Origin of the sequence: Cognatiyoonia sediminum (genome assembly GCF_900129845.1) — a bacterium.
GTDB lineage: Bacteria > Pseudomonadota > Alphaproteobacteria > Rhodobacterales > Rhodobacteraceae > Cognatiyoonia > Cognatiyoonia sediminum.
Map to the genome: position 1 here is coordinate 196,875 of NZ_FQXB01000001.1, position 14,326 is coordinate 211,200.

General features: G+C 53.8%; 18 protein-coding genes. 12 read left to right on the forward strand and 6 right to left on the reverse strand.

What is annotated here, in order from left to right; genetic code table 11:
- Positions 1-35: 35 nt before the first annotated feature.
- The gene (locus BUA85_RS00995) at positions 36-584 is read right to left on the reverse strand and encodes a hypothetical protein (RefSeq protein WP_072898582.1); all 549 of its coding nucleotides are present in this window, start codon (positions 582-584) and stop codon (positions 36-38) included.
- 101 nt (positions 585-685) lie between these two features.
- Here BUA85_RS00995 and BUA85_RS01000 point away from each other — a divergent pair, with 101 nt between their 5' ends.
- The 5 genes from BUA85_RS01000 to BUA85_RS01020 all read left to right on the forward strand — a co-directional run bounded on the left by BUA85_RS01000 (position 686) and on the right by BUA85_RS01020 (position 5,133).
- Positions 686-832: a DUF2256 domain-containing protein gene (locus BUA85_RS01000; RefSeq protein WP_072900341.1), complete on the forward strand. Its 147-nt coding sequence runs from the start codon at positions 686-688 to the stop codon at positions 830-832.
- An 83-nt stretch (positions 833-915) separates the two neighbouring features.
- Complete coding sequence (locus tag BUA85_RS01005) at positions 916-3,063, forward strand: malate synthase G (RefSeq protein WP_072898584.1); 2,148 nt, start codon at positions 916-918, stop codon at positions 3,061-3,063.
- Between the two features lie 11 nt (positions 3,064-3,074).
- Entirely contained in the window at positions 3,075-3,503 is a 429-nt protein-coding gene (locus tag BUA85_RS01010; protein ID WP_072898586.1) for a GlcG/HbpS family heme-binding protein, read from the forward strand.
- A 104-nt stretch (positions 3,504-3,607) separates the two neighbouring features.
- Positions 3,608-4,384 carry a gamma-glutamyl-gamma-aminobutyrate hydrolase family protein gene (locus tag BUA85_RS01015; RefSeq protein WP_072898588.1) on the forward strand — a complete coding sequence of 259 codons (777 nt, stop codon included), beginning with the start codon at positions 3,608-3,610 and terminating at the stop codon, positions 4,382-4,384.
- A gap of 62 nt (positions 4,385-4,446) precedes the next feature.
- On the forward strand, positions 4,447-5,133 hold the full coding sequence (locus BUA85_RS01020; RefSeq protein ID WP_072900342.1) for a D-lyxose/D-mannose family sugar isomerase: 687 nt from the start codon (positions 4,447-4,449) through the stop codon (positions 5,131-5,133).
- On the opposite strand, the gene BUA85_RS01025 is transcribed toward BUA85_RS01020, so the two are convergent.
- The 4 genes from BUA85_RS01025 to BUA85_RS01040 all read right to left on the reverse strand — a co-directional run bounded on the left by BUA85_RS01025 (position 5,130) and on the right by BUA85_RS01040 (position 9,520).
- Positions 5,130-7,145, reverse strand: coding sequence for a Hint domain-containing protein (locus tag BUA85_RS01025; RefSeq protein WP_072898590.1), 2,016 nt, complete (start codon positions 7,143-7,145; stop codon positions 5,130-5,132). The genes BUA85_RS01020 and BUA85_RS01025 overlap by 4 nt on opposite strands.
- 368 nt (positions 7,146-7,513) lie before the next feature.
- Complete coding sequence (locus BUA85_RS01030) at positions 7,514-8,704, reverse strand: FAD-binding domain-containing protein (RefSeq protein WP_072898592.1); 1,191 nt, start codon at positions 8,702-8,704, stop codon at positions 7,514-7,516.
- A gap of 31 nt (positions 8,705-8,735) precedes the next feature.
- Positions 8,736-9,212, reverse strand: a complete 477-nt coding sequence (locus tag BUA85_RS01035; protein ID WP_072898594.1) for an SRPBCC domain-containing protein — start codon at positions 9,210-9,212, stop codon at positions 8,736-8,738.
- The gene (locus tag BUA85_RS01040; RefSeq protein ID WP_072898596.1) at positions 9,209-9,520 is read right to left on the reverse strand and encodes an ArsR/SmtB family transcription factor; all 312 of its coding nucleotides are present in this window, start codon (positions 9,518-9,520) and stop codon (positions 9,209-9,211) included. The genes BUA85_RS01035 and BUA85_RS01040 overlap by 4 nt, the downstream gene beginning before the upstream one ends.
- Positions 9,521-9,688: 168 nt before the next feature.
- Between BUA85_RS01040 and BUA85_RS01045 the strand changes: the two genes are divergently transcribed.
- The 7 genes from BUA85_RS01045 (at position 9,689) to BUA85_RS01075 (ending at position 13,711) form a co-directional block, all read left to right on the forward strand.
- Complete coding sequence (locus BUA85_RS01045; protein ID WP_072900343.1) at positions 9,689-10,309, forward strand: ATP-dependent Clp protease proteolytic subunit; 621 nt, start codon at positions 9,689-9,691, stop codon at positions 10,307-10,309.
- Positions 10,310-10,425: 116 nt separating this feature from the next.
- Positions 10,426-11,691: an ATP-dependent Clp protease ATP-binding subunit ClpX gene (gene clpX, locus BUA85_RS01050; RefSeq protein ID WP_072898598.1), complete on the forward strand. Its 1,266-nt coding sequence runs from the start codon at positions 10,426-10,428 to the stop codon at positions 11,689-11,691.
- Positions 11,691-12,059 carry a glyoxalase superfamily protein gene (locus BUA85_RS01055; protein ID WP_072898600.1) on the forward strand — a complete coding sequence of 123 codons (369 nt, stop codon included), beginning with the start codon at positions 11,691-11,693 and terminating at the stop codon, positions 12,057-12,059. The genes clpX and BUA85_RS01055 overlap by 1 nt, the downstream gene beginning before the upstream one ends.
- A complete protein-coding gene (locus BUA85_RS01060; RefSeq protein ID WP_072898602.1) occupies positions 12,056-12,439 on the forward strand; it encodes a RidA family protein in 384 nt (127 codons plus the stop codon). Before BUA85_RS01055 ends, BUA85_RS01060 begins: the two co-directional genes overlap by 4 nt.
- Before the next feature lie 89 nt (positions 12,440-12,528).
- Positions 12,529-12,906 (forward strand): NADH:ubiquinone oxidoreductase subunit NDUFA12, encoded by a 378-nt coding sequence (locus tag BUA85_RS01065; protein WP_072898604.1) that lies wholly within the window; start codon positions 12,529-12,531, stop codon positions 12,904-12,906.
- A complete protein-coding gene (gene mlaD / locus BUA85_RS01070) occupies positions 12,906-13,352 on the forward strand; it encodes an outer membrane lipid asymmetry maintenance protein MlaD (RefSeq protein ID WP_072898606.1) in 447 nt (148 codons plus the stop codon). The genes BUA85_RS01065 and mlaD overlap by 1 nt, the downstream gene beginning before the upstream one ends.
- Positions 13,352-13,711, forward strand: coding sequence for a DUF2155 domain-containing protein (locus tag BUA85_RS01075; protein WP_072898608.1), 360 nt, complete (start codon positions 13,352-13,354; stop codon positions 13,709-13,711). Before mlaD ends, BUA85_RS01075 begins: the two co-directional genes overlap by 1 nt.
- On the opposite strand, the gene aat is transcribed toward BUA85_RS01075, so the two are convergent.
- Entirely contained in the window at positions 13,675-14,325 is a 651-nt protein-coding gene (aat, locus tag BUA85_RS01080) for a leucyl/phenylalanyl-tRNA--protein transferase (RefSeq protein WP_072898610.1), read from the reverse strand. The genes BUA85_RS01075 and aat overlap by 37 nt on opposite strands.
- Between the last annotated feature and the right edge of the window lies 1 nt (position 14,326).

A 14,326-nucleotide genomic window follows, 5' to 3' on the forward strand; every position in this document is an offset into this window, starting at 1 on the left:
CCAAGGCTGTGGTGGCGGCAAGTGGGGTGCAGTGTTTAAAGCAATCCGCGTGCGGCGGCTTGGGCGCGAAAGTCGGCTAAAATTTCATCCATGCGGTCGATGTTCCACGTTAAGTCACATGGGTTTCCGTCCGGATCGGTGAAGGTAAACCGCATTTCACCGCCTTTTTCTAGGAGCGCTTCAAAGTCGGCAGCGTCTTGTGCTGTGAGTTTGCATTCACGTCCTGCAAGGCACGGGCGACGTGTTTCTTGCCAGACCACTTCGCCGTCACGTTCGACGCGAAATCCATCTGGTTCAAATTCCATCCCGCGTTCGAGGCCAAATTCAATCTCGCCTGGGGTGAGGAAGAAGAACGTCGCCCCAAAATTCGGACGTTTCGAAAACACATCGACGTAGCGAACATAGCACCGTTCTTCCAGCAGATCGCCAGTGGTGCGCTCGTCACAAAAACTGTCCCATAACCCAAAGGCTTTCTTGTGGGTCACAATCCATTCGCCGGGCGTATCATTGCCATCGCGATCTTGAGCGATAACTGGAAACGCGATGGCAATGGTAAGGGATAAGGCGGCGAATAGGGTTTTCATGTCGGTCTCCAGCTTTCGAGAGTTGCATAACGCAATTGGATGCGCCGTGTGATCACGTTGCCGTGGACAAGTTTTATTTCAAAGTGGCTAGGGGTGTGCATATGCCAAAGATGAGGAAGAAGCGGGACCTGCCTCAGAAAACCTGCCCAGTATGCCAAAAGCCCTTCGTCTGGCGAAAGAAATGGGCAAAGGACTGGGACAGTGTTCGCTATTGTTCGGAGCGCTGCCGCAGAGCGGGTGTGCGATAATTGGTAAAGTATTTTTACCATGCTTGTTGCCTATAGGAAACTTCTAAACTAGGTCGGTCGTTAAGAGGAAAGAAGAGGTGCACATGTCACAGCGTATCGAAAAGAACGGCCTTCAAGTAGATGCCGAACTTGCGGAGTTTATTGATGAGAAGGCGCTGCCCGGCTCAGGCGTGAAACCCGAAGACTTTTGGCAGGGGTTTTCGAGCCTAGCTCATGATTTTGCACCTAGAAACAACGAGTTGCTTGCCATACGTCAAACCATCCAAGGGCAAATTGACGATTGGCATATCGTAAGGGAAGGACAGGCACTTGATGGTGCGGACTACAAAGCCTTCCTGCGCGAAATCGGGTACCTCGTCGACGAAGGGCTAGAATTCGAAATTGAAACGGCGAATGTCGATCCGGAGATTGCATTGGTCCCGGGGCCACAGCTTGTTGTGCCCATTACAAATGCGCGTTTTGCTTTGAACGCCGCGAATGCGCGTTGGGGCAGCTTATATGACGCCTTCTATGGCACTGACGCGATGGGAAGCCTGCCGCCTGCGGGCGGGTATGATCGCGGGCATGGGGCGCGTGTTGTCGCTAGATCGCGTGTCTTCCTCGATCAAGCCTTCCCGATTGAGAATACAAGCCATGCTGATGCGCGGCGCTACTATGTTGATAAAGGCGCTTTGCTCATCGACGACGAGCCTCTGAAAGATCCATCGCAATTTGTTGGCTATACGGGGCATCCGAAGGGGCCGGACAGCATTTTGCTTCGAAATAACGGGCTCCATGTGCAGTTGGTCTTTGATCGTGCGCATCCGATTGGCAGCCGAGATCAGGCGTTGTTGGCTGATGTTCGGTTAGAAAGCGCGGTTTCTGCGATCATGGATTGTGAAGACTCGGTTGCTTGCGTGGATGCCGAAGACAAGGTTTTGGCCTATTCGAACTGGCTGGGGCTGATGCAGGGCAATCTGGAAAGCACGTTCCAAAAGGGCGGTCAGTCGATGACCCGCCGTTTGAATGACGACATTTCCTACACGGCCGCTGATGGGTCGGACGCTACGATGAAAGGGCGGGCCCTGCTTTGGGTGCGCAACGTTGGCCATTTGATGACCAACCCTGCCATTCTCTTGAAGGATGGGTCCGAAGTCTACGAAGGCTTAATGGATGCGATGATCACAACTTTGATCGCGATCCATGATCTCAAGCGCGACAGCGGCAATTCGGTTCATGGGTCGGTTTATATCGTGAAGCCGAAGATGCATGGTCCGGAGGAAGTCGCCTTTACCAATGAAATTTTTGCGCACGTAGAGGACACGCTCGGTTTGCCGCGTGACACGGTGAAGGTCGGGATCATGGATGAGGAGCGCCGCACAACGGTGAACCTCAAGGAGTGTATCCGTGCGGCGAAATCTCGGGTGGCCTTTATCAACACGGGCTTCCTTGATCGCACCGGCGATGAAATCCACACCTCTATGGAAGCTGGGCCGTTTAGCCGGAAGGATTTTATCAAGCGCAAACAATGGATTGGCGCATATGAAAACCAAAACGTCGACATTGGTTTGGAATGCGGGTTTTCTGGCAAAGCGCAGATCGGCAAGGGCATGTGGGCCATGCCGGATAAGATGGCAGCGATGATCGAACAGAAGATTGAGCATCCGAAATCAGGCGCGAACTGTGCGTGGGTGCCAAGCCCTACGGCTGCAACCTTGCACGCTCTGCACTATCATGCGGTTGATGTGATGGCGGTTCAGGCGAAACTGAAAGCGGGCGGTCGGCGGGCCTATGTGCAGTCAATCCTTGATATTCCATTGGCGGCATATCGCGCTTGGACACCAGCGCAGATTCAACGCGAGATTGAGAACAACGCGCAAGGTATCCTTGGGTATGTTGTCCGCTGGATTGATCAGGGGGTTGGCTGTTCCAAAGTGCCAGACATCAATGATGTTGGTTTGATGGAAGACCGTGCCACCTGCCGGATCAGCTCTCAGGCGCTTGCGAACTGGTTGCACCATGATGTGGTCACGCAAGATCAGGTCATGGATACGATGCGCAAGATGGCCGAGGTTGTGGATGGGCAAAACGCCGATGATCCAAAATACCGTCCAATGGCGCCAGATTTTTCTGGCGTCGCATTCCAAGCGGCCTGCGATCTGGTGTTCAAAGGGCGAGAGCAACCGTCTGGATACACTGAGCCGGTCCTCCACCGTCGTCGGTTGGAACTCAAAGCACAAAGAAATCACTAAGGAACACAGATATGGCTGAAATTTCGGCAAACCGTGCGCGCACGATCATTCGCAAAACTTTAGCTAAGGGCAAAGAAATGGGCCTAAAGCCGCTTTCCGTTGTTGTTTTGGACTCAGGCGGGCACGTCAAAGCATTCGAACGTGAAGACGGTGCAGCGCCGGGGCGTTTCGCGATTGCGCATGGTAAGGCCTATGGTGCGGTGATGTTGGGAATGCCAGGTTCCGCTCAGATGGCGCGCGCCGAAAAGCAGCATTATTTCATGACGGCGGTAAACGGTGTCTATGGCGGGCAGGTTGTTCCGGTGCCGGGCGGTATCTTGGTTCTTGATAAGCGCGGGAATACGATTGGCGCAGTTGGTGTGACTGGAGACACATCCGACAACGATCTGGAAGCTGGCATGGTTGGAATCGAAGCAGCCGGGCTGAGCGGGCAGGGTTAAGTCCAGCTAAGACATCTGTGCGTCAGCTGCCACGCCGCTGTGCAGCATAATTGGGTTTCATTCTTTCACTGTGGCATTACATTGTCTCAGTGAAAGGAACTAATATGACTCGTCCAGTTATCGGCATCATTGGCAACAGCGGATTGATGAACGACGAATATCCCGTTCAAGCCTCTGGTACTCTGAATCTGGATGCTGTGGCCGAAGTTTGCGGCGGCATGCCGATTATTGTGCCTGCCAGCCCTGGTTATGTTTCGGTTCAAGAGCTCATGGAAATCTGCGACGGATTTGTTTTCACCGGGGGCCGTCCCAATGTGCATCCGGAGGAATATGGCGAGGTCGCGACCGAAGCGCATGGTGCTTTCGACCGAGATCGTGATCGGATCGCGCTTCCTTTGATCCGAGAATGCGTTGCCGTTGGTTTGCCCATTTTGGCGATTTGTCGTGGGTTTCAGGAGCTCAACGTGGCCATGGGCGGTTCTCTCTATCCAGAGATTCGTGACTTGCCGGGGCGCGATAACCATCGGATGCCGCCCGACGGGACACTGGAAGAGAAGTTCGCGATGCGTCATGTGGTGACAATGACCGAAGGCGGTCCGTTTCATCGCGTATTGGGATCGACCGAGGTTCTTACGAATTCTCTTCACGGGCAGGGTATTAAAGAAAAGGGCGACCGGATTGTGATCGATGGCTACGCCCCCGATGGGACGCCCGAGGCTATCTATGTTGCCGGCGCGCCGGGTTTCACTTTGGGTGTTCAGTGGCACCCCGAGTGGCAGGCAGGTTCTGATCCCGTATCAAAACCTTTGTTTGAGGCGTTCGGCGCTGCCGTTCACGCGTGGTCCAACGCCAAAAAGGTCCAACCTGCGAAAAGCGCTTGAGTTGAGCGCAGGCTTGGTGTCAAACATCCAAAGTGTTAGCGCAAACAGCTTGGATGGCCGGTATGAAACGCTCAAGAATTAACGACATTATGGCGGAGGCGGATGAGATGATCCGCCATTACGGGTTCGTTTTGCCGCCTTGGGCCTATTGGTCACCGGATGAGTTTGTCTCTCGCAAAGACGAAGCTTCTCGCGTGATTTCTGCCCGCAACGGGTGGGATATTACCGATTACGGCGACGGCGATTTTGATAAGATGGGGCTGTTTCTGTTCACCTTGCGCAACGGACGCTTGGATGATCTGCAACGCGGCGGTGGTATGTGCTATGCAGAGAAGCTGTTGATTTCGCGGCAAGATCAACTTTCGCCGATGCACACGCATGTCATCAAGGCGGAAGACATTATCAACCGTGGCGGTGCGACTTTGGTGGTGGAGTTATTTGGCTCAGATGCAGATGGAAACTTCGCCGAGGACAAAGGTGGTACCGTATATTGCGACGGCATTCAGCGCGACTTTTCAGCTGGCGAAAAATTGAAACTTGCCCCAGGTGAAAGCGTGACTTTGATGCCGGGTGACTGGCACGCGTTTTGGGGTGAAGGTGGGGATGTGTTGATCGGAGAAGTGTCGACCGTCAATGACGACGAAACCGACAATATCTTCAGAGAGCCCATCGGTCGTTTTGCGGAGATCGAAGAAGACGTGGCACCAACGCATTTGTTGGTCAGCGATTACCGTACGTGGCTGTCCTAGATATTAAGTAGCTTTGTTTCATGCTTTTTGAGGCACCGGCGTGCAGTGTCGCCATAGCCCTTTAAGTCCGCGCGAAGGTCGGGGAACAAGGTGAACAGTTCCTCGCGGGCGGCATCGGTGACGGCATCGACGCCTTGCGCACCCGGATGGAAGCTTTCGGTGGCTGCCCCGTCAGCATAGACGATTTCATGCTGGGCAAACATCATGTGGATGTAGGTCACATGGCCGCCTTCGTCTTGCGTGACGGCCTTACCGTCGACGAGGTGCTTCGCGGCTACCAATACTTCTGACTCACCGAACAGAAGTTCAGCGCGATAACCTTGAAACAGCATCCGGTGTTGGGGGGAAACCAACAAATCCTTTTGTAGGCCTGTGATCACGCCAGGGCGAATGCGGATCGGGGCGAACTTGCTAATGGCGTGGACGGTTCTGCTTTGAATCCAGCGGATCGGCTGAAGGCCATGATCGCGTGTGATCACCAAATCTCCAACGCGTAGGTCCGCGATATCTCTTGCCCCATTTGGTGTCGCAATCATTGCGCCGGGGGTGAAGCAAATGACATTCTCGATTTCAGAGAAGTTGACGATCGTGCCGTCGAACAAAGTGACTGAACCAGATAGGCTGCCTGTGCCGTCATCTGTTGTCGACAACGTAGACATATCGGCGATACCACCAAGTGCGAGGGTGTCGCCTATGGTCTCATCGCCGGAACCGCCATCAATCGTGATTGTTCCGTTGGTCGACTCACCCAGATCATCTATATCGATGATGTCATCGCCCGAGCCAGCAGAGATGCTGTCGCCTTCATTTGCAAAGATCGTATCGTTACCGGCACCAGCGTCGACGGTATCAGAGCCTTGACCGGTGGAAATCTGGTCGTTGCCATCACCTGATATGAAGGTGCTGCTACCGCTGTTTCCCGTGATAGTGTCGTTACCGCTTCCGGTCGTGACGTTCTCAATCTCGGAGTATGTCGCCGTGTCGGTTCCGTTGGTGAGCGTTCCGGCCCCTTCCGAGGTGAATGTGACCGTGACATCCTGTGTGAGCGCCGCACCATCTATGGTGTCGCCAGTAGTCTCGCCACCATTGCCGCCAACGATTGTGTCGTTCCCGAAATCGTCCGAAATCTGGAACGTATCATCGCCATCGCCCATGTGGACGCTATGGCCATCGCTGTTGTCGATAACCAAATCGTCCCCGGAGCCGAGGTTATATTGTTCAATGCCGGTCAGTTCCGCCGAGTTTGCACCGGTCTCCAGCAAATGGTCGCCACCAGTTCCGCCGGTCTCGGGGTCTGGGTCCGGATCGGGATCAGGCGGCGGATCTGGAGGTGGGTCCGGCGGCGGGTCCGGTGGAGGGTCTGGCGGGGGATCAGGTGGTGGATCGGGGTCACCTGGATCACCCGGATCGCCGGGATCAGACGACCCACCTCCGCCGCCAAACGTTAGAACGGAGTCTTCCGTAACAGCGGTCGCATCAAGAACATCGCCAACTGTTTCGTCGGAGTCGCCTCCGAAGATAACATCGCTGCCTGGAACGCCGGTGTCACTATACCCGTCCTCCAGAATGAAAACGTCGTCGCCACCGCCACCGTCCATGCCATCTTGGCCAGTGCCGCCGATGATCGTGTCGTTACCTTCGGCGCCGAGGATCTGGTCGTTGCCGGCCCCGCCGTCGAACGTGTCATTGGATAGGGTTGAGCCGGTATCCAGAATGGTATCGTCGCCGTCACCACCGTAAATGGTATCGCCGTCATCGCCGAAGCCGGTTTCTAGGAAATCGTTGCCATCACCACCAAAGATTGTGTCGGCACCTTCGCCACCGGATATGCTGTCGTCGCCAAGTCCGCCATAGACTTCATCATTGCCCGCGCCCGCTTCGATTGTGTCGTCGTCGGGGCCACCGGGGCCGGTGTTGTCACCGTTGTCGACCAAATCACCTTCGGGATCGCCAACATAGCTGGCATCGATCAGGTCGTCTCCAGAGGTGCCGCTAACCGTCCCGTTAGGCATTGAAGCCTCCCGAGTTCAATTGTTGGGTAGTGCGCAGCCGGATTGCAGCCAATTTTGACTGAGAGATTTCTGAATATGAAAGCATCGTACGCTGCATTCTCGACCCAAATTCGGTTTTAGAATGGGAATGCGCCTGTTCATTTGACTGCGCCCATCCACAAACAGGGTTAACTGGTTGTGATGGCACCATTGGGAGAGGCCTGCGGCATCAATGCGGAAGCCAAGTTTATTTTGTGGCGAAGGGCGCGAAATGTGGCAAGAGCGCGGCGAAAGCCGTTGATTTTACTGGTTTTGTTCTCTTTTTGAGCCTTTCCGTATTAACGGAGAGTTATTTGTTCGCGAATTGTAGACGGTCGGATCCACTGATTCTAAATCAGAGATGGCTGCCGTAGTCCGTCGAGCAATCGAGGGATGATGGATTTGAACTTGAAGAACCCTGCGGTTGCGGCGGACCAGCCTATGCTATCGTAGTCTCGAACCTGCGGTTGGAGAGATACTCCGGCCGTTTCGATCGCATTCAGCCAAGGCGAAATGTGATCGTGGGACGGGCCAATTGTGAGATGATGAAATCCGAGGCGGCGAATGGAATGAGAAGCCACCCAATCGTTCAACTGATCTGCTGAATTTACCAAAGTCGGCGTTTCGCCGAGTTTTGCTATGCGTCTGCAAGCATCATTCGCAAGTGCGGTTTTGAAGTCTTGTTGCAACCCTGAGGGCCGCAAGTTGCCTTCAGTCGAACTCGGAACCAAAACCGCAATGGGACAATTGGGTTGGGCAAGAGTATCTGTTGATAGGTCGCTGATATGTAAAGCAAATCCGTCGAAGCCTTCGCCAGAATCAATTGGTGCAGGGCCCAGTGGCGGTAAATTTGGATTATCAAGTGGTGCCGCGAATTCGGCCAAGCCCCTAGGTCTGAAACGGTCCTGAGTGTATTTTGCGATATTGTCTGGCCTTGCAAGATACGTCTTCCCTGTTGTTTGCAATCCGGCGACCCAGCGCCACGACAAGGTGTTTGATGCAGCGTCAGCATCCAGCAAATGCCGCATGAAAAAGTCTGCGCCTAGCGTCCACGGCAGCCTCAGCGTAAAGATCCAGATTGATGCGAACCACATACGCGCGTGGTTGTGCAAATAGCCTGTTTCAACCAATTCGTTCGCCCAATGATCAAAGGCATCGATGCCGGTACGTCCAAGGCAAGCGTCTTCCCACTCCGATCGTAAACCGGATTGCGTTTGAATCTGGTTCCACGAAGCGTTCAGGTCCGCTTTGTAGCGGTCCCAAAGGGCAGGACGGCGCTCCAAAACACCTTTCCAATAGGTGCGCCAGCAAACCTCTTGGATAAACTTTTCTGCGTCCTTGGCGGTGTGGTGCCGAAGCACTTCGATCAGCACTTCCTCTTCCGAAATCACGCGATGGGTCAGGTATGACGACAGGGCGGAAACATGAGGATGGTTGGTTAGGTCAAAATTTCGGAGTCGTGCATAGCTTGACCCGGCTTTCGGGGCGAAAGATTTTAGCCGGTCTAAAGCGGTGGCTCTGCTCGGAGGAAACTCAATCATTTTTGGCGACTTAAGCCGCCAGTGATTTCGGTCAAGCGGATGGTGTTGCGACGAAGTTTGTCAGACAATAGCGACCAAAACACTCCGCCAAAACGAAGTCCCAACCGGTTTGGTAATTGCCAGCAGTTGCGGTTGCCGCATCACCCAAACGGTCAAATCCGGAATGGGTCAGCTCAATACGGGTTCCGGTGTCCGTCGGAATGAAGATCACTTCTAAATCTGTTGCTTCACCTTCGGAACGGCCAACATACCAGCTGACGCCTAGAGCGCGGCCTTCGTCCCACTTTGTAATGGTGGCCCATCGGCCTGTCGTGCCGTCATGTTTCGTCTCTGTGATATAGCCGCCTTCGCGCATTTCTACGTCGACGGACTTTGGAAGTTCGCCATCGCCCGCAGATAGGGAGTGGCTGTCGAGAGGCCACCATTTATCCAGGTTTTTTGTAAAGAGATCAAAAGCTTGCTTTGGTCTCAATGGCACATTCAAAGTCTTTTCAATGGGTTGGGTCATAACTGTTCCTTTTTCGACTGAGCAGCTTCAGAAAAACATGCCAGCGCGTCGCCCCACAGGCTGTCGAGGTAACGCCTCAATGCATCAACACCTTCTGGAGAAATAGCGTAGAGGCGCTTGGTTCCACTGCTGGCGCATGTCAGCAATCCGGCATCTGTTAGAACACGGAGGTGCTGGCTGACGGCTGGTCGTGAGATGGGTAGCCCATCTGCAATCTCGCCAACTGGTCGGGCGCCAGTGCGCAGGCTTTCCACGATTGCGCGGCGAGAAGGATCGGCTAAAGCTGCTATTGCATCTTCGTAACTCATGACTTACCGTAAGTGGTGACTTACACTCTTGTCAAGTCGGCCTATATATCGAGGATAGTGCGATGCAGGCTGAATGTGCCGCACTTGAAGCCCCTGCAGGTCACCACTAAGACTCTGTCAGGAAAAATGTTGTAAGGACGCCTGCGTCCCCCAATTGAGGCAATGAAAATGCAAGATCCCGTCGAAACATATATGAACCTTGTGCCAATGGTTGTTGAGCAAACAGCCCGCGGCGAGCGCGCTTACGACATCTTCTCGCGCCTACTGAAAGAACGGATCGTTTTCGTTAACGGACCCATTCACGATGGGATGAGCCAATTGATTGTGGCGCAGCTTCTTCACCTTGAAGCCGAAAACCCCAAGAAGGAAATTTCGATGTATATCAACAGCCCAGGTGGTGCTGTTCATTCGGGCATGAGCATCTATGACACGATGCAGTATATCCGCCCGAAGGTGAGCACGCTGATTTGCGGTATGGCAGCCTCCATGGGGTCCGTAATCGCTGTTGGTGGTGAAAAGGGTCTACGTTTCGCGCTACCCAATTCTGAAGTCATGGTTCACCAGCCATCCGGTGGTGCGCAGGGTATGGCGTCTGATATTTTGATCCGCGCCAATCACATCGAGCAGACCAGAGAACGGATGTATAAACTTTATATGAAACATACCGGTCAAACTAAGAAAGAAGTCGAAAAAGCTTTGGACCGCGACAAGTGGATGACACCCGAAGAGGCAAAAGAATGGGGCCATATCGACGAAATCGTCGAGAACCGTCCTAAGTCCGATGACTAACGCAAAGTGACCTTAAAGTGGTCATTTTGACATTGTAGACCTTTGCGGGCTGTCCTAAGGTTGACCTAAGAGGGCAGTCCGTTTGTTTTTTTGAGGCGATCGTCAGGGATCATGTGATGGCAAATAACTCCGGTAAAGATAGCAAAAACACGCTTTATTGTAGCTTCTGCGGTAAGAGCCAGCATGAGGTGCGAAAGCTGATCGCTGGTCCGACCGTGTTCATCTGCGATGAATGCGTTGAGCTTTGCATGGACATCATTCGTGAAGAGACGAAATCCGCTGGTCTGAAAGCAGGCGAAGGTGTGCCGACGCCAACCGAAATTTGCGGCGTTTTGGATGACTACGTGATCGGACAGATGCACGCAAAGCGCGTTTTGTCAGTTGCGGTGCATAACCACTATAAACGCCTTAACCATTCTGAGAAGTCCGACATTGAGCTGGCGAAATCAAACATCATGCTGATTGGCCCAACGGGCTGCGGTAAGACGTTGTTGGCGCAGACGCTGGCCCGCATTTTGGACGTGCCGTTCACAATGGCGGATGCGACCACACTGACCGAGGCCGGTTATGTGGGCGAAGATGTCGAGAATATCATCCTAAAACTGCTCCAAGCCTCCGAATACAATGTCGAACGCGCGCAGCGTGGCATCGTCTATATTGACGAGGTCGATAAGATCACGCGCAAGTCTGACAATCCGTCTATCACTCGTGATGTGTCAGGTGAGGGTGTGCAGCAAGCGCTGTTGAAGATCATGGAGGGCACAGTTGCCTCTGTGCCACCGCAAGGTGGGCGCAAGCATCCTCAGCAAGAATTCCTGCAAGTCGATACGACGAACATCCTATTCATCTGTGGCGGGGCGTTTGCGGGTCTGGACAAAATCATTGGTCAACGCGGCAAAGGCTCTGCAATGGGCTTCGGTGCGGATGTGCGCGAAGAAGACGATCGCGGGATTGGGGAGATCTTTACCGACCTTGAACCAGAAGATTTGTTGAAGTTTGGTTTGATCCCCGAATTTGTTGGACGTTTGCCAGTTATTGCTACGCTGACCGATCTGGATGAAGACGCTTTGGTAACGATCCTGACGCAGCCGAAGAACGCGCTGGTGAAGCAATATCAGCGTTTGTTTGAGCTAGAAGATACCAAACTGACCTTCACCGACGACGCCTTGCGCGCCATCGCTGGACGCGCGATTGAGCGTAAGACAGGTGCACGTGGATTGCGCTCTATTCTAGAAGATATCCTGCTTGATACGATGTTCGATCTGCCGGGCATGGATAGCGTTTCAGAAGTGGTCGTGAATGAAGAGGCTGTGACCTCAGACACCGCTCCGCTGATGATCCACGACGATACGAAAACCAAAGAAAGCGCGACAGCAAGCTGATGCGCTTAGGCCGCGCAACCCCCATCTTACGCATGTTTGATGAGGGGAAGGCGCGGGAGTTTTACGTGGATTGGCTTCAATTCAAAGTTCAATTCGAACACAGGTTCGGGGCAAATATGCCGCTCTATCTCGGCTTGGTTCGAGACGATTTGGAGCTTCATCTTTCAGAACACCATGGTGACACAACGCCGGGAACACGCGTGCGTTTGGCCGTTGATGGCATTCATGCGTTTTATGATGACATTGCATCGCGCCGATATGCGTTTCTGCGCCCGGGTGCGCCGCAGAAGCAAGAGTGGGGCGAATGGGATCTTACGCTTACTGACCCCTTTGGGAACAAACTGACTTTCTATGAGAACATGCAATGACCGTGAGGCGCATTTCTACTGGATCGCCCTTCGAAAAGCAGATTGGCTATAGCCGCGCAGTCGTTGCCGATGGTTGGGTCTTTGTTGCAGGAACGACGGGGTATGACTACGACACGATGGTCATGCCAGACAGTGTTGCGGATCAGTGTCGAAACGCTCTGAATACGATTGAACGAGCGCTGAAAGAGGCGGAGAGTAGCTTAGATGAAGTTGTTCGCGTTAACTACATCGTGCCCGACAAGGACGATTGGCCAGAATGTTGGCCGATCACGTCAAGGGCTTTCGCGAAAGCGCTGCCCGCAGCGACAATGATTTGTGCTGATCTTCAAAACCCCGAAATGAAGATCGAGATCGAAGTTACTGCGCGCGTCAGTCGTTAGGGTTTTCCGCCAACGCCGATCTCCGCTCTGGACCTTTTTAGCGGTTTGCTGCAAGACAGTACCAAGAGATTTCGGAGCGGATCGACGCAATGGCGAACTTCATCAAACGCATTTTTACCTGGTGGGATGGTCAGACTTTTGGCACCCAGTTTTGGACCTGGCGCAAGGGTGAAAAGGTTGGTGAGGACGAAGTTGGTAACATCTTTTACCGCAATGCGGACGACAGCAAACGCTGGGTCATTTACAATGGTGAGATTGAGGCCTCCCGCATCAGCCCTGAATGGCACGGCTGGCTTCATCGGACGTGGGACGAGCCGCCAACGGAACGGCCATTGGTGCGCAAAGACTGGGAACAGCCACATGAAGAGAACCTGACAGGCACCATGGCAGCCTATGCGCCTGCCGGGTCTTTGCGTCAGGCGACGCCTGCGGCACGCTCCGATTACGAGGCGTGGACGCCAGAATAATGCGGGAGAATGGCGCAGAGGTGGCCATGGGGGCCATTGTTCTAGCCGCCGCCGCTGGCTTTTTCTTCTATGTGACGCAGGTCGCTGGCGTTGGCGGGTTAGGGCGCACTTATGATTTGACCGCAAGCTTCCGATCAGTTGAGGGCATTTCGGTCGGTACTGACGTGCGTTTGGCAGGTGTGAAGATCGGTTCGATCTCTGGCATCGACCTTAATCAGGAGACCTACCGAGGTGATGTAAAGCTTGCCATCGAGCGTGGTATTGAAATTCCAAATGACAGCGCCGCGGTTGTTGCGTCAGAAGGGATTTTGGGTGGAAACTTTATCGAGATTATCCCCGGTGGGTCATTCGACACTTTTGCCGAGGGTGAAGAAATCTTGGACACGCAGGGGGCGGTGAGCCTTATCTCGCTACTCTTGAAGTTTGTCACCGGTGAAGGCGAATAATGAAGACTGCGTTCGTTTGTCTTTTGTTGGCCTTCAGCGCCTGCAGCGCGATCGCGCAAATTGCCTTGGAGGGTGTTGGCGGCGAACTCCGTGTTCTAGACAAAGTGACCGGCGAAGTTAGTGATCTAGACCTCCGAATTGGTCAGTCAGAGCAAGTTGGCCGTCTAAATATTACTTTGGAAGATTGCCGCGTGCCACGCGTTAATCCGACGGGTGATGCCTATGCGCGAATAACGGTTTACTACAGCGACAATATCTCCCCGGCTTTTGAGGGCTGGCTCATCGCCTCAGCCCCTGCGCTACATGCGATGGATCATCCACGCTACGATATCTGGGCTCTCCGCTGTAGCACGTCCTGAGCGCTGGACAGTGGCCCTGCAGGTCCGAACGTGGCGATTTGCTCTACGGCCATATCGAGTTGCAGATGATAATCCGCTCTCGTGATTTCAATGGCGCCAAGGCTGCTCAAATGCGGCGTGATGAACTGGGTGTCAAAAAGGCGATAGCCTTGGGTGATCAAACGATCTATTAGGAAGAAGAGAGCTGCCTTTGACGCGTTTGTCGCTGTCGAGAACATGCTTTCGCCGAAGAACGCGGCACCTAGCGTGACGCCATAGACACCGCCGACCAACTCTTCATCATCCCAAATCTCCACCGAATGAGCATGACCCATCTGATGTAGCTGCAGATAGAGATCAAAGATGGTGTCGTTGATCCACGTCTCTGACCGGTCCGCGCATCCCGCAACAACGTCTCGAAATGCCATGTTCGCCGTTGCCGAAAAGTGTCCTTTTCTCAGCGTCTTTTGCAGACTTCTTGAGGCATGAAACCCGTCTAGTGGAAAGACGCCCCGCATCCGTGGGTCGACCCAAAACACGCTCGGGTCGTCGCGGCTTTCCGACATTGGAAACACCCCAACGCGGTAGGCTTGCAACAGAAGCTGAGGCGTTAGGGGTGGGTCCTCGTCACGCATC

Coding starts and splice junctions, on each gene's coding strand:
- BUA85_RS01055 (WP_072898600.1), top strand. CDS start 11,691: ATGCGCTTAGGCCGCGCAACCCCCATCTTACGCATGTTTGATGAGGGG.
- clpX (WP_072898598.1), top strand. CDS start 10,426: ATGGCAAATAACTCCGGTAAAGATAGCAAAAACACGCTTTATTGTAGC.
- BUA85_RS01060 (WP_072898602.1), top strand. CDS start 12,056: ATGACCGTGAGGCGCATTTCTACTGGATCGCCCTTCGAAAAGCAGATT.
- BUA85_RS01010 (WP_072898586.1), top strand. CDS start 3,075: ATGGCTGAAATTTCGGCAAACCGTGCGCGCACGATCATTCGCAAAACT.
- BUA85_RS01015 (WP_072898588.1), top strand. CDS start 3,608: ATGACTCGTCCAGTTATCGGCATCATTGGCAACAGCGGATTGATGAAC.
- mlaD (WP_072898606.1), top strand. CDS start 12,906: ATGCGGGAGAATGGCGCAGAGGTGGCCATGGGGGCCATTGTTCTAGCC.
- BUA85_RS01065 (WP_072898604.1), top strand. CDS start 12,529: ATGGCGAACTTCATCAAACGCATTTTTACCTGGTGGGATGGTCAGACT.
- BUA85_RS00995 (WP_072898582.1), bottom strand. CDS start 584: ATGAAAACCCTATTCGCCGCCTTATCCCTTACCATTGCCATCGCGTTT.
- BUA85_RS01035 (WP_072898594.1), bottom strand. CDS start 9,212: ATGACCCAACCCATTGAAAAGACTTTGAATGTGCCATTGAGACCAAAG.
- BUA85_RS01045 (WP_072900343.1), top strand. CDS start 9,689: ATGCAAGATCCCGTCGAAACATATATGAACCTTGTGCCAATGGTTGTT.
- BUA85_RS01075 (WP_072898608.1), top strand. CDS start 13,352: ATGAAGACTGCGTTCGTTTGTCTTTTGTTGGCCTTCAGCGCCTGCAGC.
- BUA85_RS01000 (WP_072900341.1), top strand. CDS start 686: ATGCCAAAGATGAGGAAGAAGCGGGACCTGCCTCAGAAAACCTGCCCA.
- BUA85_RS01030 (WP_072898592.1), bottom strand. CDS start 8,704: ATGATTGAGTTTCCTCCGAGCAGAGCCACCGCTTTAGACCGGCTAAAA.
- BUA85_RS01025 (WP_072898590.1), bottom strand. CDS start 7,145: ATGCCTAACGGGACGGTTAGCGGCACCTCTGGAGACGACCTGATCGAT.
- BUA85_RS01040 (WP_072898596.1), bottom strand. CDS start 9,520: ATGAGTTACGAAGATGCAATAGCAGCTTTAGCCGATCCTTCTCGCCGC.
- BUA85_RS01020 (WP_072900342.1), top strand. CDS start 4,447: ATGAAACGCTCAAGAATTAACGACATTATGGCGGAGGCGGATGAGATG.
- BUA85_RS01005 (WP_072898584.1), top strand. CDS start 916: ATGTCACAGCGTATCGAAAAGAACGGCCTTCAAGTAGATGCCGAACTT.
- aat (WP_072898610.1), bottom strand. CDS start 14,325: ATGCGTGACGAGGACCCACCCCTAACGCCTCAGCTTCTGTTGCAAGCC.